Raw genomic sequence first — 14,429 nt, forward strand, 5'->3', positions numbered from 1 at the left:
CCCGTCAGGCCTCCCATAGTATCGGCAGGCTGTTGAGCGACGGCAGGCATCGCCGCCACGGCCAAAGCGATTGCAGTGAACATAGTCGACTGAACTTGGCGCACTCCCATCGCTGTCTCCCTAAAGCATCGTTCCCTATTCGGCGCTACGTCTGGCTGTCAGTTTATCATTTGGACAATTTAATCACCAAAAGAAATTTCTCCACTGCCCCCGCCTCGCTCTTGGTGGGACAGGCAAGCGTAACTGCGTGTTTTCGCTACGATCCGGGCGTGTGGATGATGATGTTCGCCAGCACAGCGAAAAAGGTCAGCGCCAGATTAAGGAAGCCAAGGGTCAGGGTGAAGCGGCGGGCATCGCGCATGACCGGCATCAGCACGAGGGGCAGAATTGCAGATACGGCCAGCAAACCATATTGAAACGGAATCCACCAGTCCGCGTGACCGGGCGGCTCCTCATGCGGAAGATATCCGAGCAGCGGTTCGGCAACGATCGATACGATCCAGGGCAAAAGAAGAAGAATCAAGAGCGGCAGGCGTCGCCGTGCCGGGGAACCCTCGCGTGGTAGAAAGCGCAACGCACTCACAATTATCAGGCCGATGAAGGCGGCAAACAGCGGTAACACGGGGGCGTCAGTGGTCTGAAACGCGGCAACAACCAATAAAAGAGCCAAGCCAAGCGGAACCCATGTCAGCCAGCGATAGCGTGGTGGCCGAGCGCCCGGTGAGATGGGATCTCCGCCCTTTTCAGGCAGCACTGGTTCAGGTTTGGGAGGCACTTCATATTCAACCGGCGGCGGCTCGATCGGTTCTTCTGGCTCAGGTGCGAAGTCAATTGACTCCATTTCAGATAACGCCACCTTGCGTAGCGTTGGTATGTGACTGGAAAGTTCGCCTTCCGGTCCGATGAACGCAAGGCTGGTCTGACGGCTCAGGACGTTGGCCACCAAAAGAACGTCCGCCGCCGTTTTCGGCGTGGCGGATTCGACAAATCCGGCGGCGGCAAAGGCTCTCAATGCGCGCGCATTGGGCGCTATCTCCAGCAATCCTCCGGCATTTGGGTGCGCCCCTTCGCTCGGCAGGGGAGCGGTGACGCAGATTTCGCCTGCCGGTGTCTGCATGGACCCGAAAACCCAGTCGTCCCGGTCGCTGATGATAGTGCCATTGGGATTGCGGGGGTGGCGGAATGTCTCGATGCCGCGTTCAGACGTGACTTCCCAGCCGCCCGGGTGGTCGACGTGCCATTCACGGTGATCGAGTGTGCCGCCATTGATGGCAGCAAAGTGAAGGCAGATCGGTCTGGAACATTCGACGCCTATTTCCTCTTTCGATATCAGGTGCCGGTCGCCAAAGGGCTGGCCGGTTATCCGCACCAGCAAGGACGGGAAATCCGCGCTGACGGATACGCTCGCGCTATGGCGCTCCGCGGTGGTGACCAGAGCGTCGACATCAGAGAGGCTGAAAATAGCGGCCTGTCGTTTGGCGCTCAGCGGAATTGTCAGGCTGGCCCTGTTCTCTTCCGGTCGATCGAGCGGTCGGATGCTCCAGATCTGGACATCCACCTTTGCTCCAGGTTCGATCCCGGCAATAGAGATGAGCTGGATGCCACCCACGAGAAGTTCATACAGAATGGCCCTCCGTCCCTCGGCGACCGCTGCATCATGGGCGCGGCGGGCGTGTTTGCCCGGTTGCGCGCTGGCGTGATACTCGACGCCACCAATAGCAACGATCAGGCGGTAGACTACTTCCTGTGGCGCAATTGGCGGCAAGGTCAGTACCGCCTCAACCATCTGGTCGGTCGAGTTTGTGAATGTCCTGATGACAACGATATGCGCCAGCGGCGGCAGCGGCATGACCTCAACATGGGTCGTCTCCAGTAACAGTGGAGGCAGACCGGTCAATTCTGTCCGGAAAAGCGCGGCGAGAGGGTCAACGAGCAGCGTGCTTGCGTTCATCGGGTGCCTCCTTTGACAACAGTTCCTCAATCTTCATGGCACCCTTGGCTGCAATCGTGGCCACATCGCCACCACTTCCGATCAGTTCAGGCGCGATGACGAGCGTCAGGCCGGGCATGATCGGCACGGGAATGCCTTCCCGCGCATCGAGCAGCAGGCGGATCGCCGCAGGCGGAAAGCCCAGGCTGCGTAGTCGTTCATAGCGGCGGATCGCCGTGACATGCACCGCACTATAGGTCGCGTATGTTCTTCCTCCCATCGGCGGAGGCATGAACCCTTCGGCGATCAGATAGCGGATATGGCGCGGCGTTGCCCCCGTGGCACCGACCAGATCATCAAGTTTCAGACCGGTCATCGCAGGGTCACAACTTCTTCCTGTATTTTGGAGCGAATTCGCATCCAGATGTCCGCCATGATAACACCTGGAATAGTGCGACTGTCCCTACGCACTTTGTGGGTCAGCCATCGCTCCCCGGTAGCGAGCAACGCTTCGCGCGCTTCGCTGTTTTGCGTAAACTTGGCCTCGCAGGCGTTCCGCATCAGCGCCCAGTGCTCGGGGGATCCGGCAGTGATCGAGACGCCCTCATAGACGAACTCGGTCGGCTGATCGACGCTACCGCCCCGGCCCTTGGCTTCTCCCCCCCACAATTTGGCCATGGCCCGACGCTCCACCGGGTCGAGCCGTTTCAAGCCCTGCCAAAAACCTTCAATGCTGGCATAATGCTGGCCACCCAACTCAAATGGCGTGTGCGCCAAATTCGAGATCGGCGCGAAACTTGGCGCAATGCTTTGAACAATGTTGAGCGGCGCGCGGCGCGCATCCTCTTCGGGACCAATTTCACTAAATGCCATGCCGCGATCCGTTGCGGCGTGAAGCTGAAAGATATGGCAGTCCGCTGCCCTCAGAAGCGCGCAAATCGCTCGCTCCTCAGGCGTCTCCGCCGCTAGGCTCACCACATTGTTTCGGAAGCTGAGCTTCATTTTTAGTCTTCCTGCCTCATATTTTCCCAGATCCGGCAATCTGCGCACATTTGTCCGCAATTTCGATCATGTCGGAACGCATCGCGCTTGGCGCGATGCTCAGGACTGTGTCGCCCGATATCAGTTCGACATAGTGTGCGTTCTGAAGCGCTGCATGGAGTTCGGGACTAAAGGGCAGATCGCCCTTTACCTTCACCGCGCCATTTTCGTAGCTCAAAATGCGTTCGTTGTCGGCGTTGAACACGTGGCCATCGACACGCAGAGTGAGCGATTGCGAGACGCGGATGCCATTGACCGTCCAAAAATCTTCGAACCCCTCCAGACGCCGCTCAGGAAATTTACCGACCAGATACCAGATCGTGATCGGATTTCCCGCATCATCGGGATCGCAGCTCAAAGCACCCTCGTAATTCTGATCCTCATCGGCAAATCCGAGGCCGGAGACGGCCGCATTCAGCACAAGCATTCCCACACGATTTGCCTTGGGATAGGACGGCGCACTCGGAACCGGTAGGACATTGGGCGACAGCCCGGCAGACGCAGGTTCCTGTGTTTCCGTCGCCGGTGCCGACGCTTCCGTTGCGGTATTTGATACCCCCTTCGCGCCATCCTCCGATGGCCGCAGGATCATCAGTGCCAGCAGGGGCAGCCCGATCACCAGACCGGCGATCATGATCGCGCGGGCTGAAAAGGGTTGCGTCGATGGCCGGAGCGGTGGCGGTGTATCGCCTTGCGGCGAAGGATCGGAAGCGCTCATCTTGCACCTCCCGCAGCCATCGCAGCGCGCCAGAGCGGCAGGCGCTCAGCCAGCGTCGTACCCTCATGAGAATGCGCCCCGCCATTGGCCAGCCGCCGCTCATTCACCTTGCCGCCTTCGGGCCGGTGGACGAGGGTCAACTGTCCAGGGATGTTGGGATGGGTTACGACGTCGAACAAAGTAACCCACGGCATAAGCGCTGGCGTATCGCCATAAAGCAGATGGATGCCTTTCGGATCCAAGGCATAGGCCAGCTTGTCGACGACAGGCAGTGTTGCTGCTTGAAAACTACGGCGCGCGCCAACGATGCCCCACACAATCAGCCCCAGGCCGATCAAGGGCGAGAAGATATAGGCCGCCAGATAGATTTCATGACCAACCGCAGTGTCTGGGCCACCCCACCACCACATCGATCCAATAGCAAGACCGAGCAGCCCCTTGCCAATCAACTCGCCCCACGCATCGGCACGCGCCTGCTCTACGGTGCGGCCGGGAAGGAAAAACTCTTCGCGCTGTTCGAATGCCATTGTGATCTCCCCAGTCATAGCGTGGAACGACTCGATGGGTTTATAATGACAAATATTTTGTCAAAAGAAAGAAAATTCGTTAAGCATTCGGTACAACCTCTGTTGGAACGGATAGAAAGGCTTAAAATGAGGTACTTGATAGCAATGATCGCGATAGGCGCATCAGCGGTGATCGCGCCTTCGACACGCCTGAACGCTGAGCAATATGTAACCGGCGCAGGCGCGCAAAGCTGTGCAGACTTCGTCCGGCAGGCAGGCAAGGATGGTCTGTCCGATCCGGCATCCCTGCAATGGGCTTTGGGCTATATTACTGGCCGAACGACCGCGACGAACGCGTGGCATCGACCATTTACTGGGCCAGAGGGTATTGCCCTCGACCTTCTCTCCTATTGCCGGGCGCACCCCGTCCGCCAGATTGACGATGCGGCAGCCAGCTTCTTCGAACGAACAAGATACTGCAAGACCAAACACGGCTGTCGTTAGCAGCGTCATACATGCGAGAAGGTGCACGACTGTTCCCGACTATGATGGACGGTGCACATCAGCCATCGCTGCGGACACTCCCGCTCAATAGCCGTCGTTCACGATCTCTGAACTTGTGTTCAAAACCCGCCGTTGCACCCGGTGGCTGGCCATAGGCATCATGGTCAACGTTATGTTATTCCGGTATGTTTAAGCGTCGCGGCAGTCGTCCTTGATTGGAAGGCGTTTGACTGACGTCGCGTGCGCATCCGCCAGAAAAGCACCGGCATAGGTGGCATCTATAAGACCCATTTGCGATTTCTCACTGGCTCGAAGGAATTACTCTTGGGATGCAGCGCATAAAATTGACTTTCCAAGGGCCAGACCGCCAGTTGTCTGGAACAGTGGGCGTCGCGTGCGCCCATATCGGTTTTTGCTTTTCGAAATCACCTCATTGTTCAACGAGGAATGTATGACAAGACTGAGGGTTAAAGCCGCGGTCATAGCGTTAGCAATGCTGACTTCGATCCAATGCCCGGCATATGCAGCAAAGACTGTGGCGAACGAGTCTATGCCATCCGCCGCCCCGACCATTTCCTCCGCGACGCCAAAATCGGCCGCGGCAACACCGTTCATCGTCGAAGATTTTAAGGTTCCGACCGTGGTTGAAACCCCAAACTTCAAGATCATGCCACTGGGCCCCAATTTGGTGAAAATCGATTTTGATGCCTATATGTCGTCGATCAACCACTTGCAGAAGACTTTCACTCGCAGCACTACTTGGCCTCACAAAGATATTTCGGATGCGGATGCCATGCGGGATATGGAAACCGAGCAAGCAAGGTTCAGCAAACGGGAGTCGTTTGCCTATGCTGTGCTGACACCCGATGGCAGCCGCGAGCGTGGCTCGGTGTATGTCCGACCAAGTTCAGTCAAGGGCTACGATGCCGAGGTCAGCATGTGGGTAACCAAGGCCGAGTATGACGCAGGCTTCGATGCTGAGCTTTACGTATGGGTCAAGCGTTGGCTGCAAACGGATTGGCCTTTTGAAAATGTTGCTTATCCGGGGCGTGCCATAGAATGGAACGCCTGGGATTCCGCCGTAGCTGCAAGTGCAACTGGGACGCCGGGGCAGTAATATCGAATTACAAGAGCCGCAGTCGACGACGGCTGCAAGAACGTTCGGCATCGACTTTTCCGTCAGCCACAAAGGATAGGATTTGGTCTGCTGCCGCCAACATAGCGGCCGTTCAATGTGCCCAGTGCAGCGCCTGATACCTGTCCTTCGTTCAGCCGCGGGCGCTGTCGCATTTTGCTACAGTTTTCGCTTCTCTGCACAGGTTCTGCACATCATCAGCGTTGTAAATCCTTGGGTTGAACGACACAGCCTGCGCATCGCGCTGGCAATGCTTCCCGCTATCAATGGGAGGTAATCATGACCGTTTCAGGGTTTCGTTTGCAGCGCAGTTTTATATGGAAACTGGCGGTCGCGTTTGCGCTGGTTGGCATTGGCGATCTGCTGTTTTTCCAGTGGGAACTGGCCGGAGGCAATCTCGGTATATACGGTCTGGCGCTGCTGGCCGGTATGATCGCGGCGCGTCAAGGCGTACGGCGGGACAGGCGCGCGCTGTTTGCTACTGTGGCTGCAACACTGTTCGCGTTCGCGATGATCTATGATGCAAGCCTGCTGGCATGGACCTTGTTCTGGGTCGCCGCCGGAATGGCCGCGCTTCTACCCGCCAGCGGCCACTTCGATGACGGCTGGCGCTGGTTCCAGCGACTGCTCCTGCACGGGTTACGAACGCCGTTTGCGCCGATTCTGGATGCCAGGGGTGTGCTTAAGGCTAAACGCAGACGTCAGAACAGCCGCCTTGACCTACGAGCAGGCATACCAGTGCTGATGCTCCCCTTGATCGGCAGCGCGATCATCCTCGCATTGTTCTCGGCTGCTAATCCGGTGATCGAGCAGATCCTCGCCAGCATCAGCGTGCCCGAGCTATCGTTTCAGACCATCGCCCGAATGATGCTTTGGACCGTGCTCTTCATTGCGGCGTGGAGCCTAATCCACCCCCGTCTTGCCCAGCGCCTCCTGCCCACATTCGATGGCAGCGGCGACCTTGATATGCCTGGTGTTTCCATCGCCTCGGTCAAGCTGTCGCTGATCGCGTTCAATCTGCTCTTCGCGATGCAGAACCTTATGGACGCCGCCTATCTGAGCGGAGCCGTTCCTATGCCCCAAGGCATAACCCTAGCCGAATATGCGCATCGCGGGGCCTATCCATTGATCATGACAGCGTTGCTTGCCGCGCTGTTCGTAATCGTAACGTTGCGCCCCGGTTCCTCCACTGCGGCCGTACCGATGATCCGCAGGCTGGTTGTGCTTTGGATTGCGCAGAACATCCTATTGGTCGGCTCCTCGATCTTGCGGTTGCTCGATTATGTCGAAGCCTACTCGCTTACCGTGCTGCGCATATCCGCGCTGGCATGGATGCTGCTCGTCGCGGCCGGGCTGATGCTGATCTGCTGGCGGCTGCTCCGGGCCAAAAGCGCGAGCTGGCTCATTAACGCGAATCTCACCACCGCTGCGCTCCTGCTGGCGGTCGTAAGCTTGATCGATCTGGGCAACGCCGCGGCATGGTGGAACATCCGCCATGCGCGGGAGGCCGGTGGAAAGGGCGCTGCGCTCGACCTGTGCTATTTGAGCGAACTCGGCAGCTCGTCGCTGTTGCCTCTCATCGATCTGGAGAAGAACCCTGACCTCAAGCCCGCATTTCGAGAAAGGGTTCAGGCGGTAAGGAGTGACATCCACCGGCAGCTTCGCTCACAGATGGTTCACGCCTGGACGATGCGGGGAGAGCAAAGGTTGTCACAGTCGGAGCAATTGATCCAGACGCTGCACCAGATCCCGCTCAAACCCGCCATGAGAAACTGCGACGGCAGTGTTGTTCCGCCCCAACCAGTCATTAGTGTTCCAACGCCTGCAACGCCGACAACACGGCCCCGGCCAGAACCAACTGCATCCGTTCCTACGCCAAAGCCATCAACCACGTTGACAGCCGAGACGCGGAAATGATCATGTGCCCCATGCCGCGCACCATCCTTGTCGTCGATGACGATCCGCACATCCGCCAGTTGCTGGTCTTTGCCTTCGGCAAGGCAGGACTAGACACAATCGAGGCGCAGGACGGCGAGGAGGCGATCTCCCGCGTCGAAGCCCATGCGCCAGATCTCGTTATCCTCGACATCAACATGCCGCGCATGGACGGGCTGGAAGTCTGCCGCCGCCTGCGCGCCGCGGGCGACGTGCCGATCCTGTTCCTATCCTCGCGCGACGACGAGATCGACCGGGTGCTGGGGATCGAACTGGGCGGCGACGATTATGTCGTGAAGCCCTTCTCGCCGCGCGAGGTGGTCGCCCGCTCCATGGCAATACTACGCCGCACGGCCGCCAAGCCGCCGGAGGTCGACGCTGCGGCTGGAGCCAGCCACCATGGCAGCCTGACACTCGACGCCGATGCATGGACTGCGAGCTGGCATGGCGAAGAAATCGCGCTCACCATTACCGAGTTTACGATATTGCGGACGCTCGCCTCCATGCCGTCGCGCATTTTCTCGCGCGAAATGATCATCGACCGGCTACATGGTCCCGGCTTTGCAATCACCGACCGAACGATCGACAGCCATATTCGCAATCTACGGCGAAAGTTCGCCGATGCGGGCTGCGAGGACTTGGTCGAAACGCGCGCCGGCGTCGGCTATCGGCTCGGAAGCTGCACGGGGCGGTCCCAATCCGCATGATTGCGACGCTGAAGGCCTTCGTCGCCCGCCACTGGCCTGTGCTGCGACTGAGGACAATTCTGTTCGGTACACTGCTGTTCGTGGCGGCACTGCCGGGGATAAGCGCCATCTTCCTGCGCGTTTACGAGAATGCGCTGGTGCGCCGGACGGAAGCGGAGCTGGTGGCACAGAGCGCGGCACTGGCGGCCAGCGCTGCCGTCGACTGGCCCGGGCGGAAAGGTAGGATTGCCACGCAGGCCGATCCGTTTCTGGACGCAGTCGACAGAGGCGACAATTCCTATGGAATGCCGACCTTTCGCGATCATCCAACCGAGATCGATCTGCGCTCTTCACCCATTCTTCCACCGCGACCGCCAGCGAAAGCCGCCAGGGAACCGCCCGACCCGGCAGCATTGTCCGTGGCCGATCATCTGCAACCCGCCTTTGAGGAAACCAAACGCACGACGCTGTCGTCGATCATCATGCTCGATGCGCGCGGAACGGTTCTGACCGGCCCGGATCGAGGGCGCAGTCTTGCATTCCTACCCGAAGTCCACTCGGCGCTCGGCGGCAAGCCTATGACAGTGTTACGCATCAACGAGAATTACGGAGCGCATTATCCGTTCGAATGGCTGAGCCGTGCGTCTAACATTCGCTTGCACCACACGCGCCCGATCACGGTTGATGGGCAGGCCAAAGCGGTGGTTCTGGTCTCACGCTCTCCGCGCGCGTTGTTTCGCGGCATTTACGAGGATCGCGGAAAGATCATACTGGGCGTCGTTGCGATCTTCCTGCTGCTGATCGTCCTGTCCGCTGTTCTCTCCCGCGCAATCGTGCGGCCGATCGAAAATCTGAGCCGCACCACCCGGGCCTTGTCTTCCGGAAGGCATGTCAGCCCCGTCCGACCATCGTTGCAAGTGGTCGAAATCCGCGACCTGTTCCGCGATTTCGAGGTGATGGCCGCCAGCATCGACAAGAGGTCGCGCTATCTGCGCGATTTCGCCTCCTCCGTCAGCCACGAGTTCAAGACGCCGCTCGCCGCGATCAGCGGCGCGATCGAGCTGCTGCAGGATCATGCCGAGGATATGCCCCCGACTGACCGGGAACGCTTTCTCGCCAATATGGCGGCGGATGCCGAGCGCCTGTCCCGCCTCGTCCGCCGACTCATGGAGCTGGCGCAGGCCGATCTTCGCATGGACGGGGTGGAGGAACAGACCGACATTGCCCCGACACTGGCCGCTGTGGCGGATGGACTGGGCGGATCAGGCTTTGCTGTTCGGCTGGACCTTCCGGATGCGCTTCCCGCGCTCGCAATTGATGCGGACGCGCTGGAAGCCGTGCTCACCACACTCGTCGAAAATGCCCGGCAGGCGGGTGCAAGCAAATTGTCGGTATCGGCTTCTCGGAATGCTAATGAGGTCAACCTTGATCTTGTCGACGATGGCCCCGGTGTGCCTCCGGCCGATCAGGCTCGCATCTTCGATCCCTTCTTCACCAGCAAACGCGAACAGGGCGGCACCGGCCTCGGCCTGTCGATCGCCCGGTCACTGTTGCAGGCCTATCGCGGTTCGCTGGAGCTGGTCCCATCGGAACACGGGGCGCATTTCAGGATCACGGTCGGGGCGGCGTGAACACGATCATCCCACGCCCGCTGCCGGAGCATTCGCTCCTTTCTGCCTATAACACGAAGGGGTATTACACGGACTGCTTCGCGATCGAAGTTGCCAGGGATATTTCGCAGCAGCAGTTCGTAACGGCATTCTACACAAGCCGCCTGTTCAAGGTCGAACGGTTCATCCTCAAATGGCTCGTTACGAAACCTTCGACCGACCAGGAAGCCAAACAACTGGCCATTGGTTCAACCGACAGCTTTGCCGCCTGGACCGTGGAAGGCCGGATGCCGGAACAACTTCTCCTTTGCGATTATCAGGGGCGAACACGGTCATGGCTGATGGTGGAACCGATTGGGAGCGGCACCGAGACGGCTACGCAGCTCTTCTTCGGCACAGGTGTCGTGTCGGCAACCAATCGAACGACGGGTCGCAAATCGATGCAAATACCCTTCCACCTGCTGCTCGGTTTTCATCGTCTGTATGCGAGGGCATTGCTCCGCTCCGCAGCTGTGAACCTTGCTGCAGGCAAATAGCTCCTCGTCCTAGAAGCCAATCGGCTGGGCCATGGCCGGCTTCACGGCAATTTCGGCTCTCAGCCGCTCGACAATCTCCTTTGCATTGCGTGCCGGATCATGGCGCAACTGGCGCGCAACGACGGCGAGGTCGCCTGGCGTAAGCCCGTGCACGGATGCCAGCGAAGCAGGTGGCTCAACACTGAAAAACGTTCTGAAGGCCCGTTCCACCTTGGCTCCCGAAAGCGCGCGCAACTCCACCTTGAAGATGAAGCGCCGCAAGGTCGCCGGATCCAGCCGCCAGCCATGATTGGTCGCAGCGACCACAGGCAGCGGGTGACGGTCGAGCCAGGTCAGCAGCTCGTTGACCTGGCTGACTTCCCAGTTGACGCGGGCAGTGCTCCGATCAAACAACAACGAATCCACCTCATCGAACAGGAGCACGCTTTCCTTCCGCCGTGCCTCGGCAAAGGCTTCGGCAATGCGCTCCTCCGTCTCTCCGACCCATTTGGAAAGAAGGTCTGAGGTCCGTCGCACCAACAGCGGGCGATTGAGGGCGCGCGCGAAGTGGTGGGCGAGCGCGGTCTTGCCCGTGCCGGGAACGCCGGTCAGAAGCAGCGAGACATCCAGATGCTCGCTTGTCCGCAGGCATTCGAACAGAGGAGCAAGCGGCCTGTCGGTTTCGAACAGGTCAAGATCGACCGGTCCGGGACCATCGAGCGGAAGATCGTTGTCGCCTCGCAGTGCTTTGACCAGAGCGCGGGCAGGACGCAGCCCGCCGTCAGTCTCACCCGCCAGCCGCGCGCCGCGTGCGGAAACGCGCAGCACCGACGCTGCCTCAGGTGTATTTTCCAAAAGCCCTTCCCAGCCGCTGCCGGGCGTAACGGCTTCCTCCTGTGCGACATGGCAAAGCATGCGCATGGCGGTGCTTTTCGAGGGCAGGTCCAGTTTCAGGATGTGGCTCATCCGGCGCAGGATCGCCGGATCGACATTGCCGATGGCGTTGGTGGTCCAGATCACGGGAACCGGATTGGTTTCCAGCAGGCGGTTGACGAAGACCTTGCTGCCCTGACGCCCGCGCATCCAGTCACCTTGAATCGGCTGGGCATCCCCGATCAGATCTTCCATCTCGTCGAAGAGAAGTGCGGCATCGCCCTTACCGGCAAGCAGACGCTGGCCCATCTGGAAGGCGGCGATGCGATCGCGCCGGTCGGGCTCGTCGCCATCCCCGTCTGCCTCGCCCGCACTATGGAGCGAAAACCCGGCCGCTGCGGCTAGGCTGCGCGCAAACTCGGTCTTGCCCGTGCCCGGCGGGCCATGGATCAGAATGTTGATGCCTCTGGCGCGTTCGCGCCTTGTGCCTTCGAGAAGGCGGCAGAGAAACTCGGCATCCTCGACGTGCGCAAAGGCCGACAGCGGCAGGCCTGCGGCATGGCGCGGACCGACCATCTGCGTGATGATACCCGCCTCGCTCTCCGGCTGGCGGTCGAGCAGATTCTCGAGCGCCCAGCGGATTTCGAGCCCCACCTGACCGCGCCAGTCGGCACGAAAAGTAGCAAGACCCATCCGGAAAAGCGGATTAAGCCGCACCCTCCGTTCGGCCTCCTGTGGCTCGGCGCCAGCCGTCTCGCCAATCATCGCAGGCAGGTCATTGCCGGAACGGGAAAGTAATTCGTCGAGTTCACCGGGCAGGCACAGCCGGTCGAGCGCGAACGTCACCCCGACGATCGCGCTGTCAATCTCATCTAGGCGCAGCAGGGCGGACAGCTCGCGCGCGAGCCGAAGCACGCCATTGCCGTCATTGGCGCCGTCGTCCGCGCAAGGTCCATCGACCGCGACCGCACGTTTGAGTGCGGTCCAGCTGAGCTTCTTCGCCTCCACGGCCTTGAGACCGAAGAGCGTGGAGCCATTGGCCCGCCCGAATTCGAGCAGACCTTTGGCCTGTTGCGACGCGGCAGTCATGCCGCGCAGGGCCCGACGCAGCATGCGCCGGGTGATCTGAATCTGGTTCATAAGTCTCGCTTCGCGAACGACCGTGCAGACGCGCGTGGTCGCTGTTTCAGTTTCCATATCTATCGGGAAACCGGGCAGCGGCATTCAGCCCCTGCCACGGCGAGGAGACGCCTAGGCGAAGGGCTGGAACGCGGCGGGCACGGCGCCCGAGAGAATGCGTGAGTCCAGCAATGATTTTCTCCTGCCCACGGCGGAATTGCCGTTCAAGCGGTGGGTCCCTTAGCCGAATCTGGTCGCATCTGCAATGCCGAAATCATATTGAGGCATTGTCCACCGATCGACCGCAAGAACCGTGCCTCACCTCATGATGACGAGGTGGCGTCCGCCATCCTGACGTTCGAGCCTGACAGTCTTGCCGGTGAAGCGTCGCGCGATGTCGATTGCCGTCAGCATGTGCTGGCTGGGTTTCACGGTCGTGAAAGCGCCACCGCTCGCAAGCACGAAGGGCAGGATCACCTGGTCCGCGAGATAGGGCCCGGCGAAAGCTGTGCTCTCGATATAGCCTTTCATCCGCGCTGCCGACGTCTTCGCCAGCCGCTCGGCGGGCACGCCAAGTTGGCCGAAGCCGCTGACGACCTCGGTGACATTGGCATAGCGCGCTTCCAGCAGGAGGATCACGCCCGGCCCCTGATCCACGGGCAGTTCACGGATCGCAAAGGCGTCTTCGGGCCAGCTGGCAAGGTCCAGCCTTGCCCGGTTCAGCATGCGCTCGGCGATATCGAATGGTAGGCCGGTAAAGACCGCCTGTCCAGCGACACCAAGCTGCTCGCCGCGATCCATGCAATCGATCGAGTTCAACGCCGCAGGTGTGATTTCAACCTCGATCCGCCCTCCGCCACGCGGATAGAAGCCGTGGCGGATCAGCTTGGCTGAAACCATTGGACCCATGCGGTTGATGATCGGCAGGAAGGTTCGCTCGATGAACTCGAACGGCGGCGCCAGCATATTGTGTGTGCCGCCCTCCAGCACGACGCGCGAAGGCGCATCCGCCAAAACGAGCGGCATCAGGATGGTCTGCAGGACAAGTCCGGTGCTTCCGGCGGTTCCCACGGCAAAATGATACTCGCCGGGCACGACGCGGCCCGGACTGAAGATCAGCTCCGACGAACCGACGCTCAATCCCTGGCATTCGGCATTGCCGATAACGGAGGCCGCCTCGACTGCGGTCACATGCTGACGCATGAGGCCTGGCTTCGAGCGGTTGCCGCGCACGTTGGTGATGCGGAATGGCTCGCCGGTAATTAGCGACAGCGCGCAGGCGTTACGTACGATCTGCCCACCGCCTTCGCCCTCCGATCCATCGATTGTGATCATATTCATCTCGATTTTTGCTTGCATTCTAATTTCGTTCTCTGGGCGGCCACCAGAACATCCAGTGTTCAGCCCTTCGATTATCCGAAGTTCTTATCCCGAAATCCCCACCGTCAATCTCAACATCCGTGAACGCAGAAGCCAGTTTTTGCAGCCGCCGATTACCCACTGTCAGGACAAGCCGATCATTTTCCGGATGGAGAGAGAGGTCTTGCGCATCGGGTTGATATTCGATCCTCACTCTCGAAAATTGGCCAAAAGATTTTTGATCATAATTGGGCACCCGTAAAACATCGTCGGTAATCGAATCGAGCTTCAATGTTCTGTGGCACGCACCACCGCCACTCATTCGATCGAGAAGATTCCGGACGGAGCGGCAGCCGGCCGGGTCGGCTGAAAAATGCCAGCCACGCCAATCACGCCGGGGATTTGCGTAACGCCAAATCCACAGCCGGCCCTCCTGAACCCACTTGCTGACCCATTCCGTCATGGTCGACCACCCCCGAGATTATGTGCGTGAAGAGG

The 14,429-nt window shown here is 59.8% G+C and carries 14 protein-coding genes; 6 read left to right on the forward strand and 8 right to left on the reverse strand.

Annotated elements, in window-relative coordinates; all coding sequences use genetic code 11:
• Window positions 1–256: 256 nt before the first annotated feature.
• Genes FHS92_RS13215 through FHS92_RS13235 form a run of 5 tightly spaced genes read right to left on the reverse strand, consistent with a single transcriptional unit; the run spans window position 257 to window position 4,216 of the window.
• On the reverse strand, window positions 257–1,951 hold the full coding sequence (locus tag FHS92_RS13215; protein WP_184081193.1) for a VIT domain-containing protein: 1,695 nt from the start codon (window positions 1,949–1,951) through the stop codon (window positions 257–259).
• Complete coding sequence (locus FHS92_RS13220) at window positions 1,926–2,306, reverse strand: helix-turn-helix domain-containing protein (RefSeq protein WP_184081194.1); 381 nt, start codon at window positions 2,304–2,306, stop codon at window positions 1,926–1,928. The genes FHS92_RS13215 and FHS92_RS13220 overlap by 26 nt, the downstream gene beginning before the upstream one ends.
• Window positions 2,303–2,932: an NADAR family protein gene (locus tag FHS92_RS13225; RefSeq protein WP_184081195.1), complete on the reverse strand. Its 630-nt coding sequence runs from the start codon at window positions 2,930–2,932 to the stop codon at window positions 2,303–2,305. The genes FHS92_RS13220 and FHS92_RS13225 overlap by 4 nt, the downstream gene beginning before the upstream one ends.
• A gap of 16 nt (window positions 2,933–2,948) precedes the next feature.
• On the reverse strand, window positions 2,949–3,689 hold the full coding sequence (locus FHS92_RS13230; RefSeq protein WP_184081196.1) for a hypothetical protein: 741 nt from the start codon (window positions 3,687–3,689) through the stop codon (window positions 2,949–2,951).
• On the reverse strand, window positions 3,686–4,216 hold the full coding sequence (locus FHS92_RS13235; protein ID WP_184081197.1) for a hypothetical protein: 531 nt from the start codon (window positions 4,214–4,216) through the stop codon (window positions 3,686–3,688). Before FHS92_RS13235 ends, FHS92_RS13230 begins: the two co-directional genes overlap by 4 nt.
• 45 nt (window positions 4,217–4,261) lie before the next feature.
• Between FHS92_RS13235 and FHS92_RS13240 the strand changes: the two genes are divergently transcribed.
• The 6 genes from FHS92_RS13240 to FHS92_RS13265 all read left to right on the forward strand — a co-directional run bounded on the left by FHS92_RS13240 (window position 4,262) and on the right by FHS92_RS13265 (window position 10,601).
• Window positions 4,262–4,699 (forward strand): hypothetical protein, encoded by a 438-nt coding sequence (locus FHS92_RS13240; RefSeq protein WP_221231047.1) that lies wholly within the window; start codon window positions 4,262–4,264, stop codon window positions 4,697–4,699.
• A 493-nt stretch (window positions 4,700–5,192) separates the two neighbouring features.
• The gene (locus FHS92_RS13245; protein ID WP_246351986.1) at window positions 5,193–5,816 is read left to right on the forward strand and encodes a twin-arginine translocation pathway signal protein; all 624 of its coding nucleotides are present in this window, start codon (window positions 5,193–5,195) and stop codon (window positions 5,814–5,816) included.
• A gap of 297 nt (window positions 5,817–6,113) precedes the next feature.
• Window positions 6,114–7,751: a DUF4153 domain-containing protein gene (locus FHS92_RS13250; protein WP_184081200.1), complete on the forward strand. Its 1,638-nt coding sequence runs from the start codon at window positions 6,114–6,116 to the stop codon at window positions 7,749–7,751.
• An 11-nt stretch (window positions 7,752–7,762) separates the two neighbouring features.
• Window positions 7,763–8,476, forward strand: coding sequence for a response regulator transcription factor (locus tag FHS92_RS13255; protein WP_221231048.1), 714 nt, complete (start codon window positions 7,763–7,765; stop codon window positions 8,474–8,476).
• The gene (locus FHS92_RS13260) at window positions 8,473–10,086 is read left to right on the forward strand and encodes a sensor histidine kinase (RefSeq protein ID WP_184081201.1); all 1,614 of its coding nucleotides are present in this window, start codon (window positions 8,473–8,475) and stop codon (window positions 10,084–10,086) included. Before FHS92_RS13255 ends, FHS92_RS13260 begins: the two co-directional genes overlap by 4 nt.
• Complete coding sequence (locus FHS92_RS13265) at window positions 10,083–10,601, forward strand: hypothetical protein (protein ID WP_221231049.1); 519 nt, start codon at window positions 10,083–10,085, stop codon at window positions 10,599–10,601. Before FHS92_RS13260 ends, FHS92_RS13265 begins: the two co-directional genes overlap by 4 nt.
• Window positions 10,602–10,610: 9 nt before the next feature.
• On the opposite strand, the gene FHS92_RS13270 is transcribed toward FHS92_RS13265, so the two are convergent.
• The 3 genes from FHS92_RS13270 to FHS92_RS13280 form a co-directional block, all read right to left on the reverse strand.
• Window positions 10,611–12,593 (reverse strand): AAA family ATPase, encoded by a 1,983-nt coding sequence (locus FHS92_RS13270; RefSeq protein ID WP_184081283.1) that lies wholly within the window; start codon window positions 12,591–12,593, stop codon window positions 10,611–10,613.
• A 297-nt stretch (window positions 12,594–12,890) separates the two neighbouring features.
• Window positions 12,891–13,907, reverse strand: coding sequence for an RNA 3'-terminal phosphate cyclase (gene rtcA, locus FHS92_RS13275; protein ID WP_184081202.1), 1,017 nt, complete (start codon window positions 13,905–13,907; stop codon window positions 12,891–12,893).
• 25 nt (window positions 13,908–13,932) lie between these two features.
• Window positions 13,933–14,394 carry a hypothetical protein gene (locus tag FHS92_RS13280; RefSeq protein ID WP_184081203.1) on the reverse strand — a complete coding sequence of 154 codons (462 nt, stop codon included), beginning with the start codon at window positions 14,392–14,394 and terminating at the stop codon, window positions 13,933–13,935.
• Window positions 14,395–14,429 lie beyond the last annotated feature (35 nt).

It is taken from the genome of Sphingobium subterraneum (assembly GCF_014199435.1).
Classification (GTDB): Bacteria; Pseudomonadota; Alphaproteobacteria; order Sphingomonadales; family Sphingomonadaceae; genus Sphingobium; species Sphingobium subterraneum.

Excerpts from the sequence above, each read along its gene's own strand:
- FHS92_RS13250 (WP_184081200.1), top strand. The coding sequence starts at position 6,114 with ATGACCGTTTCAGGGTTTCGTTTGCAGCGCAGTTTTATATGGAAACTG.
- FHS92_RS13280 (WP_184081203.1), bottom strand. The coding sequence starts at position 14,394 with ATGACGGAATGGGTCAGCAAGTGGGTTCAGGAGGGCCGGCTGTGGATT.
- FHS92_RS13270 (WP_184081283.1), bottom strand. The coding sequence starts at position 12,593 with ATGAACCAGATTCAGATCACCCGGCGCATGCTGCGTCGGGCCCTGCGC.
- FHS92_RS13240 (WP_221231047.1), top strand. The coding sequence starts at position 4,262 with ATGACAAATATTTTGTCAAAAGAAAGAAAATTCGTTAAGCATTCGGTA.
- FHS92_RS13255 (WP_221231048.1), top strand. The coding sequence starts at position 7,763 with ATGCCGCGCACCATCCTTGTCGTCGATGACGATCCGCACATCCGCCAG.
- FHS92_RS13220 (WP_184081194.1), bottom strand. The coding sequence starts at position 2,306 with ATGACCGGTCTGAAACTTGATGATCTGGTCGGTGCCACGGGGGCAACG.
- FHS92_RS13230 (WP_184081196.1), bottom strand. The coding sequence starts at position 3,689 with ATGAGCGCTTCCGATCCTTCGCCGCAAGGCGATACACCGCCACCGCTC.
- FHS92_RS13235 (WP_184081197.1), bottom strand. The coding sequence starts at position 4,216 with ATGGCATTCGAACAGCGCGAAGAGTTTTTCCTTCCCGGCCGCACCGTA.
- FHS92_RS13260 (WP_184081201.1), top strand. The coding sequence starts at position 8,473 with ATGATTGCGACGCTGAAGGCCTTCGTCGCCCGCCACTGGCCTGTGCTG.
- FHS92_RS13215 (WP_184081193.1), bottom strand. The coding sequence starts at position 1,951 with ATGAACGCAAGCACGCTGCTCGTTGACCCTCTCGCCGCGCTTTTCCGG.
- FHS92_RS13245 (WP_246351986.1), top strand. The coding sequence starts at position 5,193 with ATGCTGACTTCGATCCAATGCCCGGCATATGCAGCAAAGACTGTGGCG.
- FHS92_RS13225 (WP_184081195.1), bottom strand. The coding sequence starts at position 2,932 with ATGAAGCTCAGCTTCCGAAACAATGTGGTGAGCCTAGCGGCGGAGACG.
- rtcA (WP_184081202.1), bottom strand. The coding sequence starts at position 13,907 with ATGATCACAATCGATGGATCGGAGGGCGAAGGCGGTGGGCAGATCGTA.